Annotated in this window: 22 protein-coding genes and 1 pseudogene; 15 read left to right on the plus strand and 8 right to left on the minus strand. The window is 71.3% G+C overall.

All coding sequences use genetic code 11. The features are described 5' to 3' along the window. The first annotated feature begins 48 nt into the window (after nt 1-48). From alaS to VF330_RS11995, 5 genes are read left to right on the plus strand one after another with little or no spacing between them, the layout of a single operon-like run. Entirely contained in the window at nt 49-2,718 is a 2,670-nt protein-coding gene (gene alaS, locus VF330_RS11975; RefSeq protein ID WP_330851620.1) for an alanine--tRNA ligase, read from the plus strand. After that, nucleotides 2,705-3,208, plus strand: a complete 504-nt coding sequence (gene ruvX / locus VF330_RS11980; RefSeq protein WP_330851621.1) for a Holliday junction resolvase RuvX — start codon at nt 2,705-2,707, stop codon at nt 3,206-3,208. The genes alaS and ruvX overlap by 14 nt, the downstream gene beginning before the upstream one ends. Next, nucleotides 3,205-4,422 (plus strand): endolytic transglycosylase MltG, encoded by a 1,218-nt coding sequence (gene mltG / locus VF330_RS11985; protein ID WP_330851622.1) that lies wholly within the window; start codon nt 3,205-3,207, stop codon nt 4,420-4,422. The genes ruvX and mltG overlap by 4 nt, the downstream gene beginning before the upstream one ends. After that, a complete protein-coding gene (locus VF330_RS11990) occupies nt 4,422-5,240 on the plus strand; it encodes a shikimate dehydrogenase (RefSeq protein WP_330851623.1) in 819 nt (272 codons plus the stop codon). Before mltG ends, VF330_RS11990 begins: the two co-directional genes overlap by 1 nt. A 4-nt stretch (nt 5,241-5,244) precedes the next feature. Further along, on the plus strand, nt 5,245-5,721 hold the full coding sequence (locus VF330_RS11995; protein WP_330851624.1) for a DUF6985 domain-containing protein: 477 nt from the start codon (nt 5,245-5,247) through the stop codon (nt 5,719-5,721). Nucleotides 5,722-5,735: 14 nt separating this feature from the next. Here VF330_RS11995 and VF330_RS12000 read toward each other — a convergent pair whose 3' ends face one another. From VF330_RS12000 to VF330_RS12010, 3 genes are read right to left on the minus strand one after another with little or no spacing between them, the layout of a single operon-like run. Continuing rightward, nucleotides 5,736-6,122, minus strand: a complete 387-nt coding sequence (locus VF330_RS12000) for a hypothetical protein (RefSeq protein WP_330851625.1) — start codon at nt 6,120-6,122, stop codon at nt 5,736-5,738. Beyond that, entirely contained in the window at nt 6,119-7,465 is a 1,347-nt protein-coding gene (locus tag VF330_RS12005) for a HAMP domain-containing sensor histidine kinase (protein ID WP_330851626.1), read from the minus strand. Before VF330_RS12005 ends, VF330_RS12000 begins: the two co-directional genes overlap by 4 nt. After that, nucleotides 7,462-8,136 carry a response regulator transcription factor gene (locus VF330_RS12010; RefSeq protein WP_330851627.1) on the minus strand — a complete coding sequence of 225 codons (675 nt, stop codon included), beginning with the start codon at nt 8,134-8,136 and terminating at the stop codon, nt 7,462-7,464. Before VF330_RS12010 ends, VF330_RS12005 begins: the two co-directional genes overlap by 4 nt. Before the next feature lie 102 nt (nt 8,137-8,238). Here VF330_RS12010 and VF330_RS12015 point away from each other — a divergent pair. Continuing rightward, nucleotides 8,239-8,733, plus strand: a pseudogene (locus VF330_RS12015) (phosphatase PAP2 family protein); the annotation flags it as partial. A 192-nt stretch (nt 8,734-8,925) separates the two neighbouring features. Here the strand turns inward: VF330_RS12015 and VF330_RS12020 are convergent. The 3 genes from VF330_RS12020 to VF330_RS12030 are packed head-to-tail and all read right to left on the minus strand — an operon-like array spanning nt 8,926 to nt 11,285. Beyond that, a complete protein-coding gene (locus tag VF330_RS12020; RefSeq protein ID WP_330851675.1) occupies nt 8,926-9,192 on the minus strand; it encodes an HPr family phosphocarrier protein in 267 nt (88 codons plus the stop codon). A 27-nt stretch (nt 9,193-9,219) separates the two neighbouring features. Continuing rightward, complete coding sequence (locus VF330_RS12025) at nt 9,220-10,533, minus strand: PTS transporter subunit EIIC (RefSeq protein WP_330851628.1); 1,314 nt, start codon at nt 10,531-10,533, stop codon at nt 9,220-9,222. After that, complete coding sequence (locus VF330_RS12030; protein ID WP_330851629.1) at nt 10,530-11,285, minus strand: GntR family transcriptional regulator; 756 nt, start codon at nt 11,283-11,285, stop codon at nt 10,530-10,532. Before VF330_RS12030 ends, VF330_RS12025 begins: the two co-directional genes overlap by 4 nt. A gap of 110 nt (nt 11,286-11,395) precedes the next feature. On the opposite strand from VF330_RS12030, the gene VF330_RS12035 reads away from it, so the two are divergent. From VF330_RS12035 to aroQ, 7 genes are all read left to right on the plus strand, one after another. After that, the gene (locus VF330_RS12035; RefSeq protein ID WP_330851630.1) at nt 11,396-11,632 is read left to right on the plus strand and encodes a PTS glucose/sucrose transporter subunit IIB; all 237 of its coding nucleotides are present in this window, start codon (nt 11,396-11,398) and stop codon (nt 11,630-11,632) included. Then, nucleotides 11,629-12,084, plus strand: a complete 456-nt coding sequence (locus VF330_RS12040; protein WP_330851631.1) for a PTS glucose transporter subunit IIA — start codon at nt 11,629-11,631, stop codon at nt 12,082-12,084. The genes VF330_RS12035 and VF330_RS12040 overlap by 4 nt, the downstream gene beginning before the upstream one ends. Before the next feature lie 82 nt (nt 12,085-12,166). After that, a complete protein-coding gene (locus VF330_RS12045) occupies nt 12,167-12,619 on the plus strand; it encodes a prepilin peptidase (RefSeq protein WP_330851632.1) in 453 nt (150 codons plus the stop codon). Between the two features lie 13 nt (nt 12,620-12,632). Further along, nucleotides 12,633-13,832 (plus strand): chorismate synthase, encoded by a 1,200-nt coding sequence (gene aroC, locus VF330_RS12050; protein WP_330851633.1) that lies wholly within the window; start codon nt 12,633-12,635, stop codon nt 13,830-13,832. Continuing rightward, nucleotides 13,829-14,335 carry a shikimate kinase gene (locus tag VF330_RS12055; RefSeq protein WP_330851634.1) on the plus strand — a complete coding sequence of 169 codons (507 nt, stop codon included), beginning with the start codon at nt 13,829-13,831 and terminating at the stop codon, nt 14,333-14,335. The genes aroC and VF330_RS12055 overlap by 4 nt, the downstream gene beginning before the upstream one ends. Then, nucleotides 14,332-15,441, plus strand: a complete 1,110-nt coding sequence (gene aroB / locus VF330_RS12060; RefSeq protein WP_330851635.1) for a 3-dehydroquinate synthase — start codon at nt 14,332-14,334, stop codon at nt 15,439-15,441. Before VF330_RS12055 ends, aroB begins: the two co-directional genes overlap by 4 nt. Beyond that, nucleotides 15,438-15,866 (plus strand): type II 3-dehydroquinate dehydratase, encoded by a 429-nt coding sequence (gene aroQ / locus VF330_RS12065; protein WP_330851636.1) that lies wholly within the window; start codon nt 15,438-15,440, stop codon nt 15,864-15,866. The genes aroB and aroQ overlap by 4 nt, the downstream gene beginning before the upstream one ends. A gap of 20 nt (nt 15,867-15,886) precedes the next feature. Here the strand turns inward: aroQ and VF330_RS12070 are convergent, their stop codons facing one another. Beyond that, nucleotides 15,887-16,159 (minus strand): hypothetical protein, encoded by a 273-nt coding sequence (locus tag VF330_RS12070; RefSeq protein ID WP_330851637.1) that lies wholly within the window; start codon nt 16,157-16,159, stop codon nt 15,887-15,889. Between the two features lie 23 nt (nt 16,160-16,182). Between VF330_RS12070 and VF330_RS12075 the strand changes: the two genes are divergently transcribed. Beyond that, complete coding sequence (locus tag VF330_RS12075) at nt 16,183-16,569, plus strand: VOC family protein (protein ID WP_330851638.1); 387 nt, start codon at nt 16,183-16,185, stop codon at nt 16,567-16,569. A 253-nt stretch (nt 16,570-16,822) separates the two neighbouring features. On the opposite strand, the gene VF330_RS12080 is transcribed toward VF330_RS12075, so the two are convergent. Continuing rightward, nucleotides 16,823-17,227, minus strand: a complete 405-nt coding sequence (locus tag VF330_RS12080) for a B-4DMT family transporter (protein ID WP_330851639.1) — start codon at nt 17,225-17,227, stop codon at nt 16,823-16,825. Between the two features lie 35 nt (nt 17,228-17,262). Here VF330_RS12080 and VF330_RS12085 point away from each other — a divergent pair, with 35 nt between their 5' ends. Further along, the gene (locus VF330_RS12085; protein WP_330851640.1) at nt 17,263-18,339 is read left to right on the plus strand and encodes a Xaa-Pro peptidase family protein; all 1,077 of its coding nucleotides are present in this window, start codon (nt 17,263-17,265) and stop codon (nt 18,337-18,339) included. Nucleotides 18,340-18,342: the final 3 nt, after the last annotated feature.

Genomic DNA, 18,342 nt, shown 5'->3' on the forward strand with positions numbered 1-18,342 from the left:
CCCTCCGGGGCTCCCTGACCTTCCCCAGCAACACTTCGAGGACTTCCCGTGCAGACCCACGAGATCATCAAGCGCTTCCGCGAGCACTTCGAGAACGCCGGCCACAAGTACATCCCCAGCGCCTCGCTGCTGCTCGACGACCCCAACCTGCTGTTCGTCAACGCCGGCATGGTGCCGTTCAAGCCGTACTTCCTCGGCGAGGCCCCGCCGCCCGCCCCGCGGATGACGAGCATCCAGAAGTGCGTGCGCACGCCCGACATCGACGAGGTCGGCAAGACCACGCGCCACCTCACGTTCTTCCAGATGGCCGGCAACTTCTCGCTCGGCGACTACTTCAAGGAAGACGCCATCCGCCTGGCCTGGGAGCTCATCACCAAGTCCCAGGACGACGGCGGCTACGGCTTCGACCCCGAGCGCATCTGGGTGACGGTCTACGAGACCGACGACGAGGCCATCGAGCTGTGGCAGAAGGTCGCCGGCATGCCGCTGGAGCGCATCCAGCGCCGCGGCGTCGAGGACAACTTCTGGTCCATGGGCGTGCCCGGCCCGTGCGGCCCCTGCTCGGAGATCTACTACGACCGCGGCCCCGCCTACGGCAAGGAGGGCGGCCCGGTCGTCGACGAGGACAGGTACCTGGAGATCTGGAACCTCGTCTTCATGCAGAACATCCGCGGCGAGGGCGGTGCCAAGAAGGACTACCCGGTCCTCGGCGAGCTGCCGTCCAAGAACATCGACACCGGCATGGGCGTCGAGCGCGTCGCCTACCTGCTGCAGGGCGTCGACAACGTCTACGAGACCGACCTGGTCCGCGCCGTGATCAACAAGGCCGAGGAGCTGTCGGGGCGCAAGTACGGCGCCAACGAGGTCGACGACGTCCGCTTCCGCGTCATCGCCGACCACGCCCGCAGCGGTGTGCTGCTGGTCGGCGACGGCGTCACGCCCGGCAACGAGGCCCGCGGCTACGTGCTGCGCCGCCTGCTGCGCCGCATCATCCGCAGCTCGCGCCTGCTGGGCGTGACCGAGCCGGTGCTGCAGACGTTCGCCGAGGTCGTCCGCGACTCGATGGGCCAGGCCTACCCCGAGCTGGTCAGCGGGTTCGCCCGCATCCAGCAGGTGCTCAAGGCCGAGGAGGACACGTTCCTCCGCACGCTCGACTCCGGCTCGCGGATCTTCGAGAACGCCGCCGCCGAGGTGAAGTCCGACGGCCGCGCCACGCTGCCCGGCGACAAGGCCTTCCAGCTGCACGACACCTACGGCTTCCCGATCGACCTGACGCTCGAGATGGCCTCCGAGGCCGGGCTGACGGTCGACGAGGACGGCTTCCGCAAGCTCATGGCCGAGCAGCGCGCCCGCGCCAAGGCCGACGCCGCCGGCAAGAAGACCGGCCACGGCGACCAGTCGGTCTACCGCGAGCTGCTGGAGCAGGGCCCGACCGAGTTCACCGGCTACACCGAGCTCGCCTCCGAGGCCACGCTGCGCGGCATCGTGCTCAACGGCGCCCGTGTGAAGTCGGCCCGTGAGGGCGACATCGTCGAGGTCGTCCTCGACCGCACGCCGCTGTACGCCGAGTCCGGTGGCCAGGAGTCCGACGCCGGCACCATCGTCACCGGCAACGCCGAGCTCGAGGTGCTCGACGTGCAGAAGGTCGCCCGCAAGCTGTGGGTGCACCAGGTGCGCGTCCGCTCCGGTGAGATCGCCGAGGGCGAGCACGTCGAGGCCCGCGTCGACCAGGAGTGGCGCGTCGGCGCCCGCCAGGGCCACTCGGGCACGCACGTCGTGCACGCCGCCCTGCGCCAGGTGCTCGGCCCGTCGGCCCTGCAGAGCGGCTCGTACAACAAGCCCGGCTACCTGCGCCTCGACTTCGCCTGGACCGGTGGCCTGTCCACCGAGGCCAAGAGCGAGATCGAGGAGGTCTCCAACCTCGCCGTGCGCAAGGACCTGCCGGTCGCCGTCGTCTACACCGACATGGCCGGTGCCCAGGACATGGGCGCCGTCGCCCTGTTCGGCGAGACCTACGACGAGACGGTGCGCGTCGTCGAGATCGGCGGCCCCTGGTCGCGCGAGCTCTGCGGTGGCACGCACGTCGAGCACTCGTCGCAGATCGGCCCGATCACGCTGCTCGGCGAGTCGTCCGTCGGCTCGGGCGTGCGGCGCCTGGAGGCCTACGTCGGCATCGAGGCCATGCGGTTCCTGGCCAAGGAACGCGCCATCGTGCAGAACCTGTCCGACATGCTCAAGGTCGGCTCCGACGGCCTGCCCGAGCGGATCGAGTCCCTGGTCGAGCGGCTCAAGGTCGCCGAGAAGGAGCTCGAGAAGGTCCGCGCCGCCCAGCTGCTCGGCAACGCCGGGTCGCTGGCCGACAAGGCCCTCGACGTCCGCGGCCTGTCGCTCGTGGCCCTCGGCCTGGAGGGCGTGTCGGGCAACGACCTGCGCACCCTCGGCGGCGAGGTCCGCAACCGCCTCGGGAACAAGCCCGGCGTGGTGGCCCTGTTCTCGGTCGACGGCGACAAGGTGAGCTTCGTGGTCGCCACCACGGCCGCCGCCCGCGACCTGGGGCTCGCCGCCGGCAAGCTCGTCCCGGTGTTCGGCCCGGCCATCGCCGCCCGCGGTGGCGGCAAGCCGGACCTGGCCCAGGGCGGCGGCACGAACCCCGGTGGCGTTCAGGAGGCCGTCACGGCCCTCACGAACGAACTGGACAAGGTGCTTGAACAGCGCTGACAGTCCCGGCCCGTCCTTGCCCGGCGTCGACGACCCGGGCCTCGGACGGAGACTCGGCGTCGACGTCGGGTCGGTGCGCGTGGGAATTTCCCTCAGCGATCCAGGTGCGTTTCTGGCGACTCCGCTGGTTACCCTGCAGCGTGACGAGAAGCGCGGCTCGGACCTCACCGAGCTCGTACGTCTCGTGGCTGAGCATGACGTGGTCGAGGTCGTGGTCGGTCTGCCCAAGACGCTGGCCGGTCGGCACGGCCCCGCGGCGGAGGCGGCGACCACGTACGCTGCCGCCCTGGCGGGCCGGGTCGCCCCTGTCCCGGTCAGGTTCAGCGACGAACGGCTGACGACGGTGGTGGTGAGCCGCGTGCTGGCTCAGCGCGGTGTGAAGGGCAAGAAGCAGCGTGCCGTGGTCGACCAGGCCGCCGCTGTCGAGATCCTGCAGTCTTGGCTGGACGCACGGGCACGGTTCCTGGCCGCCCGAAAGGACGAGGTGTGAGCGACGATCTCGGGTTGTTCACCGACCCTGACGTGGACGAACGACGCCCTCAGAAGCGCGACCGCGAGCGGGACAGGGCGCGAGCCAAGGCGAAGAAGCGCAAGAAGACGATCCTGTGGGTCGTCGTGGCCGCGGTGCTGGCCGTGGGCATGGGCGGCGCCTACTACGGCTACCGCGAGCTGCGCGGCATCGGCTCCTTCGACGACTACGCCGGGGCCGGCGAGGCCGACGCCATCGTCGAGGTCTCGGACGGCGACGTGGTCAGCAAGATCGCGTCGACCCTGTACGACAACGGCGTCATCGCCTCCGCCCGCGCCTTCACCGAGGCCAGCAAGACCGACGCCCGCGTGACGTCGATCCAGCCGGGCTTCTACCTGATGAAGACGAAGATGTCGGGCCAGGAAGCCGTCGCCCGCATGATCGACCCGAAGACCCGCGTCCCGGCCGTCCAGATCGTCGGTGGCCTCAAGCTCACCGACATCCAGGCCAACGGCAAGACCGTCCCCGGCATCTACTCCCAGCTCTCCGCCGCGAGCTGCACGGAGAAGGACGGGCAGAAGAAGTGCCTGTCGGCGGAGGAGATCAAGGCCGCCGCCGAGCAGACCGACCCGGTCGCCCTCGGCGTCCCGGACTGGGCGCTGGCCGACGTGAAGAAGGCGCAGCCGCAGTTCCGCCTCGAAGGCCTGATCATGCGCGGCGTGTACCAGGTCAAGCCGGGTGTCTCCGCCGTCGAGCTGATCCGCAGCGTCATCGTCTCGTCCGCGCAGAAGCTGCAGGGCGCCGGCATCCCGGGCGGCACGATGAACACCGGCTTCCGGCCGTACGAGGTCCTCGTCATCGCGTCCCTGGTCGAGAAGGAAGCGATCGAGAAGGACTTCACCAAGGTCTCGCAGGTCATCTACAACCGGATGAAGGACGGCGAGAAGCTGCAGTTCGACTCGACCATCAACTACAAGAACAACCAGCCGCACATCCGCACCTCCGACGCGGACCGCGACGCGGACAACCCGTACAACACCTACAAGTTCCCCGGTCTGCCCCCGACGCCGATCGGCTCGCCCTCGCAGCAGGCCATCACCGCGGCGCTGAAACCGGAGGGCGGCGACATCAAGTTCTTCGTGAAGTGCCAGGCCGACGGCACGTCGTGCTTCGCGACCACGTTCGAGGAGCACAACGCGAACGACCAGAAGGCCCAGAAGGAAGGCATCTACTAGTGCGCAGGGCGGCGGTGATCGGCTCGCCGATCGAGCACTCGCTCTCTCCCGTGCTGCACAACGCCGCGTACGCCGCGCTGGAGCTCGACTGGGAGTACACGCGCCTGGAGTGCACCGAGGCCGGGGTGCCCGCCCTGGTCTCCTCGCTGGGACCGGAGTGGGCCGGCCTGTCGTGCACGATGCCGACGAAGCGCGCGGCACTGGCGTTCGCGTCGTCGGTGACCCCGCGCGCCGCGGCCGTGGGGGCCGCGAACACGCTGGTGCGGCTGGAGTCCGGCTGGCTGGCCGACTGCACCGATGTGGACGGTGTCGTGGGAGCGTTGCGGGAACAGGGTTTCTCGGGCGGCTCGAACGGCGTCGTGCTCGGTGCGGGCGGCACGGCCACGGCCGTCCTGGCCGCGTTCGCCGACCTGGGCGTGAAGTCGGTGTCCCTGGTGGTGCGGGACCCCTCGCGCGCCGGTGAGGCCGTCGAGACCGCGTCGAGGGTCGGCGTCGAGGTCGACGTGCTGGACCTGTCCTCGGTGGACCTCGCCGTGCTGGCGGGCGCCGCGGACGTGCTGGTGTCGACCGTCCCGGCGGAGGCGACGGTGCCGCTGGCCGCGGACCTGGCGCGGGCCCCGTACGTGCTGGACGTGATCTACCACCCGTGGCCCACCCCGGTCGCCGCGGCGGTGGAGCAGTCGGGCGCGCGGCTCGCCACGGGCCTGGACATGCTGCTGCACCAGGCTTTCGGACAGGTGGAGCAGTTCACCGGGCTGCCGGCGCCGCAGGACGCGATGCGCGCGGCCCTGGCCGCCGAGCTCGCCCTGCGCGGCTAGCCGGATGGACGTCCCCGGACTCGGTCCCGTCACCGAGAGCGACTACGAGACGCTGGTCAGCGCCCCGGTTCCCGTGCCGCTCTTCGGCGGCGCCGCCCTGCCGTTCTCCCTGGAGGGCTACGAGGACGACGACGCGCCGGAGGACTACCACGCCGCCATCCGCGCGTTCCTCGCGCTGGACCGCACGGCGCTCACCGCGGCCGCCCCCGCCGCTTTCGCCTACTACCGCGAGACCTACGAGGCGTTCGGCGAGGGCCTGGACGACTTCCCCCGCATCGACGGCCCGGACGAGGTCTGGGACCACGTCACGTTCGACCGCCACGTCGTCTCCGTGCTGCGCGACGGCGAGGGCACGCTGGTCCACATCTCCGTCGAGTGCGAATGCTCGTGGGAGGAGGAGCACGGCCTGCAGCTCGTGCTCCGCGAAGGCAAGAGCGTGACCAGGGTCGGCCCGTACGACGGCCATCTCACCGACGACTAGGAGCCGGCGCCGGGTCACGGGCACTCGACGCCGGTGGCCGGCACTCCCTCCACCTTCGCCCGGCTCGCGATGGCCGTGCAGTAGAGCTGGAACTGCGCCATCTTCGACAGGTTCAGCATGTCCTCGGGCAGCACGATGACGTTGGAGATCGCGTAGACCCGCGACGACGAGGCGGGCACCTCGGTCACCAGGCCGAGCTTCTTCTCCTCCTCGGTCGGCCCGGCGACGAGCAGGTTGATGGCGGTGGCCCTGTCGACGGTGCCGGAGTACGCCCTGTCGCGCCGGACGAGAGCGCCGTCGGCCGACACGAGGTAGACGGTCAGCTCGTGCGACGACACCGTGGGCGCCTCGCCGCCGGTCAGGACCGGGGTCGGGCGGACGCCGCAGGCGGCGAGGGTCACCAGGGCAAGCGCAAGGTGAAGACCGCTCCGCCCGACGGCGCGTTGGCCGCCTCGATGGTGCCGCCGTGCAGGCGCGCGTTCTCCCATGCGATCGCCAATCCCAGCCCGCTGCCCTCGGAACGGGAGCGGGCCGTGTCTGCCTTGTAGAACCGGTCGAAGAGGTGGGGGAGCGCCTCGGGCGCGATGCCGGGGCCGTGGTCGGACACCTCGACGACGCCCGGCCGCACCTCGACGCGGACCGGGGTGCCGCCGTGCTTGAGCGCGTTGCCGACGAGGTTGGCCACGACCACGTCCAGGCGGCGCCGGTCGACCCTGCCGACGACGCCCTCCGGCAGGACGGCGTCGACGGACGTGGTCCAGCCGCGGGCCGCCAGGGTGTCGCGGACGGCCGTGCCGATGTCCCAGTCGTCGAGCTCCAGCAGGTTGCGGCCCTCGTCGAAGCGGGAGATCTCCATCAGGTCGTTGACCAGGCGGGTGAGCTTGCGGGTCTCGGCGGAGACCAGCCTGGCCGCGACGGCCGTGTCGGGCGGCAGCGTGTCGGCGTCCTCGTCCAGCACGGCCGTCACGGCGTTCATCGCGGTCAGCGGGGTGCGGAGCTCGTGCGACACGTCGGCGACGAACCGGCGGGACGCGGCCTGGGAGGCCTCCAGCTGCTCCGCGGCGCGGTTGAACGTGCGGGCGAGGTCGGAGAACTCGTCGGAGCCGCGTTCGTCGACACGGGTGTCGAGCCGCCCCGAACCGAGCGCGCGGGCCGCGGTGCCGAGGCGGCGGACCGGGCGCAGCACGCCGCGGGCGGTGAAGAGGGCGAGGCCGAGCGCCAGGGGCAGGACCAGGCTGACGCCGACCCAGGCGGCGGTCGAGAAGCTGTTGATGGCCCGCTGCGTGGCGCCCAGGTCCGTCAGCGCCCACACCTCGACGCCGGTGCGGCTCCCGTCGGGCTTGAGCAGCGGGATGCCGACGACGACGTACGGGTCGGCCATGTCGGTGCGGCGCTGCCAGAGGACCGTCGTGCTGTCCTTGAGCGCCGTGCGCATCTCCTGGGGGATGAACGACGGGTCGGGGCCGTTGTCCGACCGCAGGTCCCCGTAGAGCACCACGCCCCTGCTGCGCAGGAACGAGGCGAAGTCGTCGAGGTCCTGCTGCGCGGGCGGCACGGTCAGCCGGGGCGCGTACTCGCGGACGTCGTCGACGAACGGGTTCATGAAACCGTCCTGGGCGTCCTCCAGCAGCAACGTGCGGGCGGTCGCGTAGGAGGCCCCGGCCGCCGCCACCGCGCCCAGGAGCGTCAGGAGCAGGAACGAGGCCATCAGCCGGGGCCTCAGGCCGCGGAACACCGTCCTCATCGCGGGCCGAAGCGGTACCCGAAGCCGCGCACGGTGTGGACGTAGCGGGGTTCCGAGGGCACGTCCTCGATCTTGGCGCGCAGCCGCTGCACGCAGGCGTCGACGAGCCGGGAGTCGCCGAGGTAGTCGTGCTCCCACACCGCTTCGAGGATCTGCTGGCGGGTCAGCACGCGGCCGGGCGTGCGCGACAGCTCCAGCAGCAGCTTCAGCTCGGTCGGCGTCAGCGCGACCTTCGCGTCGTCCTTGAGCACCTGCAGACCGGCGCGGTCGATCACGAGGGTGCCGTGGCGTTCGACGTTCGACGGCTCGGAGATGGTCCGCCGCAGCACCGCGCGGATGCGGGCCTCCAGCACGCGCGGCTCGACGGGCTTGACCACGTAGTCGTCCGCGCCCGCCTCCAGCCCGGCGACCACGTCGAAGTCGTCGCCCCGCGCGGTGAGCATGATGATCGGCACCTCGGCCTGCACGCGCATCCGGCGGCACGTCTCGAAGCCGTCGATGCCGGGCAGCATGATGTCGAGGACCACGATGTCGGGACGCGACTCGCGCAGCCGGTCGACGCCCTCCTCGCCCGTTCCCGCCGCCCGCACGTCGTGGCCCTGGCGGCGCAGCGCCAGCCCGAGTCCCTCACGCACCGAAGGGTCGTCCTCGACCAGCAACACCATCGCCACGAGAGCCATTATCCGGAGGTCACGGCGACTGTGCTCTTTCTGTAGCGGAACCATGACATGGCGTGGACGCTCCCGTTGAGCGGCTCGCGGAACCTCGGTCGCATGGCCGGAAGCTCGCTGGGATTCCTCTTCACGTACTTCGCGCTCGTGTGGACGTCGTTCGGGCAGGAAGTGGAGAACGCCGCGTTGCCCGAACTGTCGCTGCAGCGGTCGTGGGCGTCCGACGTGGACGTGGCGGTCCTCTTCGCCGCAGTCCTCGTGGTGCTGTTCGCGCGCCGGAAGTCGTTCGCGCCGTTGCTGGTGCTCGGCGGTTCGGTGCTGCTCGCGCAGGTCCTCAAGCTCCACGTGCTGGTGCGGCCACCGCTCGACGACGACGCGGTGCTCGTGCACAACAGCTTCCCGAGTGGACACACGACGGCGGCGGTGGCGTCGGTCGTCGCCGTGACGATGGCGGTGCCGCGCAGGTTCGCGCTGCTCGTGGCGGTGCCGGGGGCGATCGGCGCGGGGACGGTGGCGGCGGAGACGGTGTCGCTGGGCTGGCACCGGTTCAGCGACACGCTCGGCGCGGCGCTGCTGGTCTCGACGCTCGCGTTCCTGGTGCTGCGGAGTTGGACCGCGGGACTGCTCGTGCCGCCCGCGCTCGCGGTGGGCGGGGTCTGGCTGGTGGTGGGCCACCCCGGCGCCACGCCGTCGATGATCTCGGGCGTGGTGACCGCCGGGGTGGTCCTGCACTTCGGGCTGGTCGTGAGCGGTCTCGGTCGGGGCGACCGCTCACGACCGGGCCACGACTCAGTCGTCGTGGTCGGTGGCGATCAGCTCGGCGATGGCGTCCAGAGCGGCATCCGCTCCGTCCCCGTCGGCGCTGAGCACCACCTCGTCACCGTGCATGGCGCCGAGGGTCATGAGACCCAGGACACTCGCCGCTTCCACGGCTTCGCCGCCGTCCTTTCGGATGGTGACCGTGACCGGCTGGTCGGCGGCGGCCTTCGCCAGCAGTGCGGCAGGCCGGGCGTGCAGTCCGACCTTGCTGGCCACGGTGACCCGTCGCTCGGCCATGATGGTTCCTCCCGGTAGAGCTGGTGCTTACTTCTTGTCGGTCCTGGGCTCGCGCACGTCGGTCCGCGCCTCGCGGACGTCGGTGCGCGTGGTGGCCGCCTCGTCCCGGACGGTGCCGACGATGCTCTCGTCGGCCTCCGGCGACTCGTCGTCCTCGCGGCCAGGGGTCTTCAGGTTCCACTTCGTGATGACGAACCGGAACAGGAAGTAGTACACCACCGCGTAGATCAGGCCGAGGATGATGAGCAGCCACGGCTTCTGCGCGATGTTCCAGTTCAGCACGAAGTCGATCGCACCGGCCGAGAACGAGAAGCCGTCGTGGGCACCCAGCGCGTTCGAGATCGCGAGCGACGTACCGGTCAGCACCGCGTGGATCAGGTACAGCGGCCACGCGACGAACATGAACGCGAACTCGAGCGGCTCCGTCACACCGGTGATGAACGCGGTGAGGGCGGCGGAGCCCATGATGCCGCCGATGATCTTGCGCTGGCTCGGCTTCGCGGTGTGCACGATCGCGAGGGCGGCGGCCGGGAGGGCGAACATCAGGATCGGGAAGAAGCCGGTCTGGAACGTTCCGGCCGTCGGGTCGCCCGCGAGGAAGCGCGGGATGTCACCGGTCTTCTCGTTGTACTCGCCGAACTGGAACCACACGACGTTGTTGACGATGTGGTGCAGGCCGAGCGGGATCAGCAGGCGGTTGACGACACCGTAGATGAACGCGCCGATGATCGTGCTGCCGGTGACCCACTCGCCGATGGCGGTCAGGCCCGCGTCGAACCACGGGTAGACCAGGCCGAGCAGGACGCCGACGATCGTCATGACACCGGCGACGATGATCGGGACGAACCGGCGGCCGCCGAAGAAGGCCAGGTACGGGGGCAGCTTGATGCGGTGGTACTTCTGCCACAGCAGCGCCGTCAGGATGCCGACGACGATACCGCCGAGGACACCGTAGTTGATCACCTCGGGCTTGGCGGCCGGGTCCGTCGGCTGGTCGAGGACCAGCGGCGACATCGCCTTGAAGACGCTGGTCAGCACGACGTAACCGACGACACCGGCGAGCGCGGTGGAACCGTCACCGCGGCGGGCGAACCCGACGGCGATGCCGACCGCGAACAGCAGGGCGAGGTTGCTGAACAACGCGTCGCCCGCCGCACCGATCACGGCGGCGACCTCGTTCCAGCCGAGGCCGTCCTTGCCCAGCAGATCGGGCTGACCGAAGCGGAGCAGCAGACCTGCCGCGGGCAGCACGGCGATCGGCAGCATGAGGCTGCGACCGAAGCGCTGCAACGTGGCGAGGCCCTTGATCTCACGACCACCGGTTGCGGCGTCCGTGCTCATCGGGTTCCTCCCTTGGCGGAGTTGGGTCCGGAACCCGGGACGGTCCGGTCCAGTTGCATGGTCACCTGGTAGAGATCGCCCCGGTACCAGGAAGTCACGTCCTCGCAGGGCCTGCCGGCGGAGCTGGCGACCCTGCGGAACACGAGCAGCGGGCTGCCCTTGCGGACGTCGAGCGCCTTCGCGGTGTCCGCGTCGGCGGTCTCGGCCCACACGGTCTGCCGCGCGTGGTCGAGCTGGACCCCGTACTCGGCCGCGAAGAGCTCGTAGAGCGACCCGGTGAGGTCGCACCGGTCGAGCTCGGGCAGCAGGTGCGGGCTGTACCAGCCGGTTTCAAGCGCCAACGGCGCGCCATCGGCCTTGCGCAAGCGCACGACGCGATAGGCGTACTCGTCGGGGTCCAGACCGAGCGAGGCCTTCGAACCGGGAGCCGCCTGGCCCGCGCTGATCACCTCGGTGCTGGGCTCGATGCCCCGCGCCTTCATGTCCGAGGTGAACGAGGCCAGCAGGTGCTGCAGGTCGTAGCGCCGCCGAGCGGTGAACGTCCCACGCCCCTTGGCCCGCGTGAGCAGGCCTTCGGCGACCAGTTGGCCGACCGCGGCCCGCACGGTGATGCGGGAGACCCCGTACCGCTCGGCGAGGTCGCGCTCCGAGGGGATCGGCGAGCCGGGTGCGAGGTCCTGCTCGGCGAGCCGGCGCAGGATCTCGCGCAGCTGCGCGTGCTTCGGCTTGGGCCCCTCCACGATCTCGTGCACTCGCTCACCTCCTCGCAGTGGTACTTTCCGGTCTAGACCAGTTGGTGCGGGAGAATGCTCCGCGCACTGAGCGGGTGTCAACCGCTGTTACGGGAACGAGAGGTACGAACGTGGCTGACGAGAAGGCGCAGAAGATCATCGCCGCCCTGGGTGGCGCCGGCAACATCGTCGAGATCGAGCCCTGCATCACCCGCCTGCGGTGTGAGCTCGAGGACGGTTCCGTCGTCGACGAGAAGGCGCTGAAGGCGTTGGGAGCGCACGGAGTCATGCGTTCCGGCAACGTCGTGCAGGTCGTCGTCGGTCCCGAGGCGGACACCATCGCCTCCGACATCGAGGACCTCCTGTGAGCGTCCGCGTGGGCAGCCCGGTGGCCGGTCGCGTGGTCGCGCTCTCCGAGGTGCCGGACCCGGTCTTCTCGCAGGCGATGGTCGGCCCCGGTGTCGCGGTCGAGCCCGTCCGGTCGAAGTCCGACGTGGTCTCGCCGCTCGACGGCACGATCGTGACGCTGCACCCGCACGCGTTCGTGGTCGCCTCCGGTGAGGGCGCCGCGGTGCTGGTCCACCTGGGCATCGACACCGTGAAGCGCAAGGGCGAGGGCTTCGAGCTGCACGTGGTCAAGGGCGAGGAGGTCCGGGCCGGGCAGCGGATCGTGACGTGGGACCCGGCCGAGGTCGAGGCGGCCGGGTTCGCGCCGATCTGCCCGGTGATCGCGCTGGACGCGTCGGCGGACGTGCTGGGCGACCTGGCGCTGGACGTCGACGTGTCGGCGAACGACGCGCTGTTCGACTGGTCTCGCTGAGCCTGCCCGGCCTGTTCTGAACGGACCGTTCACGACAGGCCGGGATTGGGCGGGAAGCACTCGGGGCAGGACCGTGGTCTCCATGACCACGGTCCTGCTCGCGTCTGTGCTGGGTTCGCTGTGGACGGTCGCCGCCGTCCTCGACGCACCGCCCTCGTCGTACCTGCTGGCGTGGTTCGGTGTCGTGCTCGCGCTGGTCGACCTGCGGCACCACCGGCTGCCGGACGCGCTCACCCTCCCGCTGGCGGCCGCGCTGCTGCTCCTGGAGTCCCACCGGCTGGGAGCCGCGGCACTCGGAGCGGTGGTCTTCGGTGGCGCTCATCTCGCGGTGCGGCGGGTGAACCCGCGGCTGATGGGCGGCGGCGACGTGAAGCTCGCGTTCGGACTCGGCGCGCCGCTCGCGCTGTCGGCCCTCTTACCTGCGGCGATCCTGTCGAGCGCGGTCACCCTCGCCGTCGCCGCGCTGAGACGCACGCGTCACGTGCCCCACGGACCGGGGCTGCTGGCCGCCACCTGGGCGTTGACGACGCTGTGAAAGGATTGTGAACGTGCTGCGCTGGATCACCGCTGGAGAGTCACACGGCCCCGCCCTCGTCGCCGTCCTGGAGGGCATGCCCGCCGGTGTCGAGGTGACGACCGACGACCTCGTCGCCCAGCTCGGGCGCCGCAGGCTCGGGTTCGGCCGCTCGCCCCGGATGGGGTTCGAGCAGGACGAGGTCGAGATCCTCGGCGGCGTGCGCCACGGCAGGACCCAGGGCGGTCCGATCGCCGTCACCATCGGCAACACCGAGTGGCCAAAGTGGCAGACGGTCATGTCCCCGGACCCGGTCGACCCGAGCCTGCTCAAGACCACCGGCCGCAACGAGGCGCTGACGCGGCCGCGTCCCGGCCACGCCGACCTGCCCGGCATGCAGAAGTTCGGCTTCGACGAGGCCCGCCCGGTGCTGGAGCGCGCCTCCGCCCGCGAGACCGCGGCCCGCACGGCGCTCGGCACCGTCGCGCGCCAGTTCCTGCAGCAGCTGCTCGGCGTGCAGGTCCTCAGCCACGTCGTGTCCATCGGCAGGGCGGCGACGCCCGAGGACGCGGCCCTGCCCACGCCCGACGACCTGGCGGCGATCGACGAGTCGCCGACGCGCTGCTTCGACCCGCGCGGCACGGAGGCCATGGTCGCCGAGGTCGAGGCCGTCAAGGAGGCAGGCGACACGGTCGGCGGCGTCATCGAGGTGCTCGTCCACGGCCTGCCGCCGGGCCTCGGCTCGCACGTGCACTGGGACCGCCGCCTCGACGCCCGGCTGGCCGCCGCGCTCATGGGCGTGCAGGCGATGAAGGGCGTGGAGATCGGCGACGGTTTCACCTCCGCCCAGCGCTGGGGTTCGCAGGCGCACGACGAGATCGACCGCGGCAGCGGCCCCGTCGGCGTGACGCGCCGCTCGAACCGCGCCGGTGGTCTCGAGGGCGGCATCACCAACGGCGAGGTCCTGCGCGCCCGCGTCGCCATGAAGCCCATCTCGACCGTCCCGCGCGCACTGTCCACCGTGGACGTCCGCACCGGTGAGGCCGCCGTCGCGATCCACCAGCGCTCCGACGTGTGCGCCGTGCCGCGCGCCGGTGTGGTGCTGGAGTCCGTGGTGGCGCTGGTGCTGGCCGAGGCCGCGCTGGAGAAGTTCGGCGGCGACTCGCTCGACGAGACGCGCCGCAACGCCCACGCGTACCTCAAGGCCCTGGAAGCCCGCTGGGAGGGCATGTGAGCCCGCGCTACGTCGTGGTCGGCCCGCCCGGCGCGGGCAAGACCACTGTCAGCGAGCTGCTGGCCGCCCGCCTCGGCCTGCCGTTCCGCGACGTCGACGCGGACGTCGTCGCGCTCGCGGGCAAGCCGATCCCGGACATCTTCACCGACGACGGCGAGACCGTTTTCCGGGCGATGGAAGAGGAAGCGGTCGCCAAGGCGCTCGTCGAGCACGAGGGCGTGCTGGCGCTCGGCGGGGGAGCGGTGCTGTCGGCCGCGACCCGCGAACGCCTGCGCGGGCACACCGTCGTGTTCCTGAACGTGGGCATGGCCGAGGGCGTGCGCCGCACCGGGCTGGCGGCCAACCGCCCGCTGCTGACCGGCATCAACCCGCGTGCCACGTTCAAGGCGCTGCTCGACGCACGCCTGCCGCTGTACCGCGAGGTCGCGACGACCGAGGTGCTCACCGACGCCCTCGACCCGGAGCAGGTGGCCGACGCGGTGATCAAGGGAGCTGGGGAATGACCGAGCCGACGACCGTCGAGGTCAACGCCGAGAAGCCGTACGTCGTGGTGATCGGCAGGGGCCTGCTGGGCGAGATCACCGCCCACCTCGAGGGCACGTCCAAGGTCGCGATCGTGCACCAGCCGACCCTGGCCGCCACGGCCGGTGTGCTGGTCGACGAGCTGAAGGCGACGGGGATCGACGCGCACCGCGTCGAGGTGCCCGACGCCGAGGACGGCAAGGACCTCGCCGTCGCCGGCTTCTGCTGGGACGTGCTCGGCAAGATCGGCCTGTCACGCGCCGACGTCGTCGTCGGCCTCGGCGGCGGCGCCGTCACCGACCTCGCGGGCTTCGTCGCCTCCACCTGGATGCGCGGCGTGCGCCTGGTGCAGATCCCGACCACCCTGCTGGGCATGGTCGACGCGGCGGTCGGCGGCAAGACCGGCATCAACACCGACGCGGGCAAGAACCTCGTGGGCACGTTCTACGAGCCCGAGGTCGTCTTCGTCGACCTCGCCACCCTGGAGACGTTGCCGCGCAACGAGCTCGTCGCCGGCATGGCCGAGATCGTGAAGGGCGGCTTCATCGCCGACCCGGTCATCCTCGACCTGATCGAGGCCGACCCGGCCCTCGCCCTGGACCCGACCGGCGAGGTGCTCGCCGAGCTCGTCCGCCGCAAGATCCAGATCAAGGCCGACGTCGTCTCGAACGACCTGCGCGAGTCGTCCCTGCGCGAGATCCTGAACTACGGCCACACCCTGGGCCACGCCATCGAACGCCGCGAGCGCTACCGCTGGCGCCACGGCGCGGCCATCAGCGTGGGCCTGGTCTTCGCCGCCGAGCTGGCCCGCCTGGCCGGCCGCCTGGACGACGAGACCGCCGACCGCCACCGGTCCGTCCTGAAGCTGCTCGGCCTGCCCACCTCCTACGACCCGGACGCCCTCCCGCAGCTCATGGAGGGCATGAAGGTCGACAAGAAGAACAAGGCGGGCGTGCTCCGCTTCGTGGTCCTCGACGGCCTCGCGAAGCCCGGCCGCCTGGAGGGCCCCGACCCGTCCCTGATCGCCGCCGCCTACTCCGCCGTCGCCGCCGAGCCGACCACCGGCACCGGGAAGGTCATGCTGTGAAGGTCCTCGTCCTCAACGGCCCGAACCTGAACCGCCTGGGCACCCGCGAGCCCGACGTCTACGGCAGCACCACCTACACCGACCTGGTGTCGCTGTGCGAGGCGGAGGGCCGCGAGCTCGGCTTCGAGGTGGAGGTCCGCCAGACCAACCACGAGGGCGAGATGGTGGAGTGGCTGCACGAGGCCGCCGACGCCTCCACCCCGGTCGTGCTGAACGGCGCCGCCTGGACCCACTACTCGATCGCCGTCCGCGACGCCTGCTCCCAGCTCACCGCGCCCCTGGTCGAGGTGCACATCTCGAACATCCACCAGCGCGAGGAGTTCCGGCACCACAGCGTCATCTCGGCGATCGCGAACGGCGTGATCGTGGGCCTGGGCGTCGAGGGCTACCTGCTCGCGCTGCGCTGGCTGTCGCTGAAGAGGTAGCGCTCAGGACCGGGCAGCGCTCACCGGTGGCGCATCGCCGAGCCGTTGGTGCGTCCGGATCCACGGGGTCGAGGTGCAGGCCGTCCCACCGCAGGGCGACCGCGGTCGCCCGTGCCGGCACCGCGTCGGCCTCCAGGAGCAGCACGCCGAAGCGGCGGGAAGTACTCGGCCACGGCGTCGCGGTACCGGCCGGACGCCGGGTCGCGCAGCACGAAGGCGGGCCATCCGTCGCGGAGCGGTGCCTGGGCGCTGCCCTGCAGGTCGGGGCGGCCGCCGTTCGTGACGATCTTCACGGGCCCGATCGTAGGATTCCGCGATGCTGCACCACGTCGAGTTGTGGGTACCGGACCTCGCCCGTGCCGAGGCCACCCTGGGCTGGCTCTTCACCGAGCTGGGCTGGACCGAGCACCAGCGCTGGGACGCGGGTGTCAGCTGGAGGCAGGGCGAGACCTACGTCGTGGCGGAGCAGTCCCCGGCACTCACCGGACCACACGATCGGATGAAAGCCGGCCTCAACCACCTCGCCCTGCACGCCGGCACCCGCGACGACGTCGACCGCCTCACGCACGAGGCCGGGGCGAACGGCTGGCGGCTGATGTTCGCCGACCGGCACCCCCACGCGGGCGGCCCCGACCACTACGCGGCGTTCCTCGAGAACGAGGACGGTTTCGAGGTCGAGCTGGTCGCGCGCACGGATGGATAAAACAGCAGGCAGCGAACGCGGTGGTCGTGCGACCATCCGCGCGTGCGAGGTGCCCCAGGCGCCCGCTCGCCGATCCCGCGCTCAACCTCTACTCCGGCGACGCGTCCGGCTGCCGCTCTTTCATGGCCGATGCGCAGGGGTCGGTGACGCTCGACGGGCAGGCCGTGGAGCTGCGGCGGATCCAGCCGGTCGGCGTCAGGTTCGAGGCCGCCGAGGACAACGCGGCGGGGGAGTCGCCCGGACGGCCGGCGGCTCAGGGGTGCGGACTAGCCTTCCGCGCCAGGAAGCCGCCCAGCAGCATCCCCAGCCCGGCCGGCACGAGCACCAGCAGCGCCGTGAACGCCGCCCCGCCGGTCAGCGCCACCCACAGCGCCTCCTGCCCGGTCTGGTCCACCAGCAGCGAGGACCCGACGACGCCCAGCGCCCCCGCGAACGGCCCGGCGATCAGCGCGGCGATGAACCACTGCATGCCGCGGCCCTCCAGGTCGCGCATCGTGTCCACCGCGCCCCAGATCACGGCGGCGGCGACGAGCAGGGCCACGGCGATCGGGCGGACCGAGCTCGCCTCGGGGCTGCGGACGGCGACAGCGGACACGCCGGTCTGCACGGCCCCGTGCAGGAGCCCCATCCACAACGCACGGACGAACCAAGGACGCATGCGCACAGCTTAGGACTGGTCGTACGCTGCGGGACATGTCGTCCTACGCCGCACGCCGGACCGCACTGCGCCAAAAGCTCCAGAACGCGAACCTCGACGCGTTGCTCGTCACGAACCTCCTGAACGTCCGATATCTCACCGGGTTCACCGGGTCGAACGCCGCCGTGCTGGTCGACGCGCGCGGCGACGACGCGTCGGTGTTCTGCACGGACGGCCGGTACCTCACCCAGTCCGCGAAGCAGGTGCCGGACCTGCCGCGGCTCATCGACCGGCCGTGCGACATCGCCCTCGCCAAGAAGGCGAGAGGCCGGTTCGGGTTCGAGAGCCACCACGTCACGGTCGACGGCCTGGACGGCATCACGCAGGCGGCGGGCCAGGCCGAGCCGGTCAGGGCCGGCGGCCTCGTCGAGGCGTTGCGGCTGGTCAAGGACGAGGTCGAGATCGAGGCGCTGCGGATGGCGTGCGCGGCGGCGGACCGGGCGCTGGCGGCGTTGATCGGGCACGGCGGCCTGCGCGCCGGCCGCACCGAACGCGAGGTCGCGCGCGAGCTGGAGAGCCGCATGCTCGACCACGGCGCCGAGGGGCCGTCGTTCTCGTCGATCGTGGCGTTCGGCGCGAACTCCGCGGTGCCGCACCACTCGCCGACCGACGCGACCCTGCACACCGGTGACTTCGTCAAGCTCGACTTCGGCGCGCTCGTCGACGGCTACCACTCCGACATGACGCGCACGCTCGTCCTCGGCAAGCCCGCCGACTGGCAGCGCGACCTGTACGACCTGGTCGCGCGCTCGCAGGCGGCCGGGCGTGGCGCGCTGAAGCCGGGTATGAGGACGGGGCACGTCGACCTCGCGTCGCGCGAGGTGATCGAGAAGGCGGGGCACGGGAACGAGTTCGTGCACGGCCTCGGCCACGGGGTCGGCCTGGAGATCCACGAGGCACCGGCGTTGTCGAAGGCAGGTGACGGTACACTTTCGGCCGGTATGGCGGTCACCGTCGAGCCCGGCGTCTACTTGCCGGGGCGGGGCGGGGTCCGCATCGAGGACACCCTCGTGGTGCGCGCAAGCGGGCCGGAGCTCCTCACCCTGACCACGAAGGAACTCGTGGTCGTCTGACAC

This window comes from Lentzea sp., assembly GCF_036380075.1.
In the GTDB taxonomy this organism is placed as follows: domain Bacteria; phylum Actinomycetota; class Actinomycetes; order Mycobacteriales; family Pseudonocardiaceae; genus Lentzea.

What these genes read in the sequence shown, in the direction of transcription:
- VF330_RS11995 (WP_330851624.1), top strand. Translation starts at nt 5,245, where the DNA reads ATGGACGTCCCCGGACTCGGTCCCGTCACCGAGAGCGACTACGAGACG.
- VF330_RS12005 (WP_330851626.1), bottom strand. Translation starts at nt 7,465, where the DNA reads ATGAGGACGGTGTTCCGCGGCCTGAGGCCCCGGCTGATGGCCTCGTTC.
- VF330_RS12020 (WP_330851675.1), bottom strand. Translation starts at nt 9,192, where the DNA reads ATGGCCGAGCGACGGGTCACCGTGGCCAGCAAGGTCGGACTGCACGCC.
- VF330_RS12025 (WP_330851628.1), bottom strand. Translation starts at nt 10,533, where the DNA reads ATGAGCACGGACGCCGCAACCGGTGGTCGTGAGATCAAGGGCCTCGCC.
- VF330_RS12045 (WP_330851632.1), top strand. Translation starts at nt 12,167, where the DNA reads ATGACCACGGTCCTGCTCGCGTCTGTGCTGGGTTCGCTGTGGACGGTC.
- aroB (WP_330851635.1), top strand. Translation starts at nt 14,332, where the DNA reads ATGACCGAGCCGACGACCGTCGAGGTCAACGCCGAGAAGCCGTACGTC.
- VF330_RS12075 (WP_330851638.1), top strand. Translation starts at nt 16,183, where the DNA reads ATGCTGCACCACGTCGAGTTGTGGGTACCGGACCTCGCCCGTGCCGAG.
- VF330_RS12080 (WP_330851639.1), bottom strand. Translation starts at nt 17,227, where the DNA reads ATGCGTCCTTGGTTCGTCCGTGCGTTGTGGATGGGGCTCCTGCACGGG.
- VF330_RS12085 (WP_330851640.1), top strand. Translation starts at nt 17,263, where the DNA reads ATGTCGTCCTACGCCGCACGCCGGACCGCACTGCGCCAAAAGCTCCAG.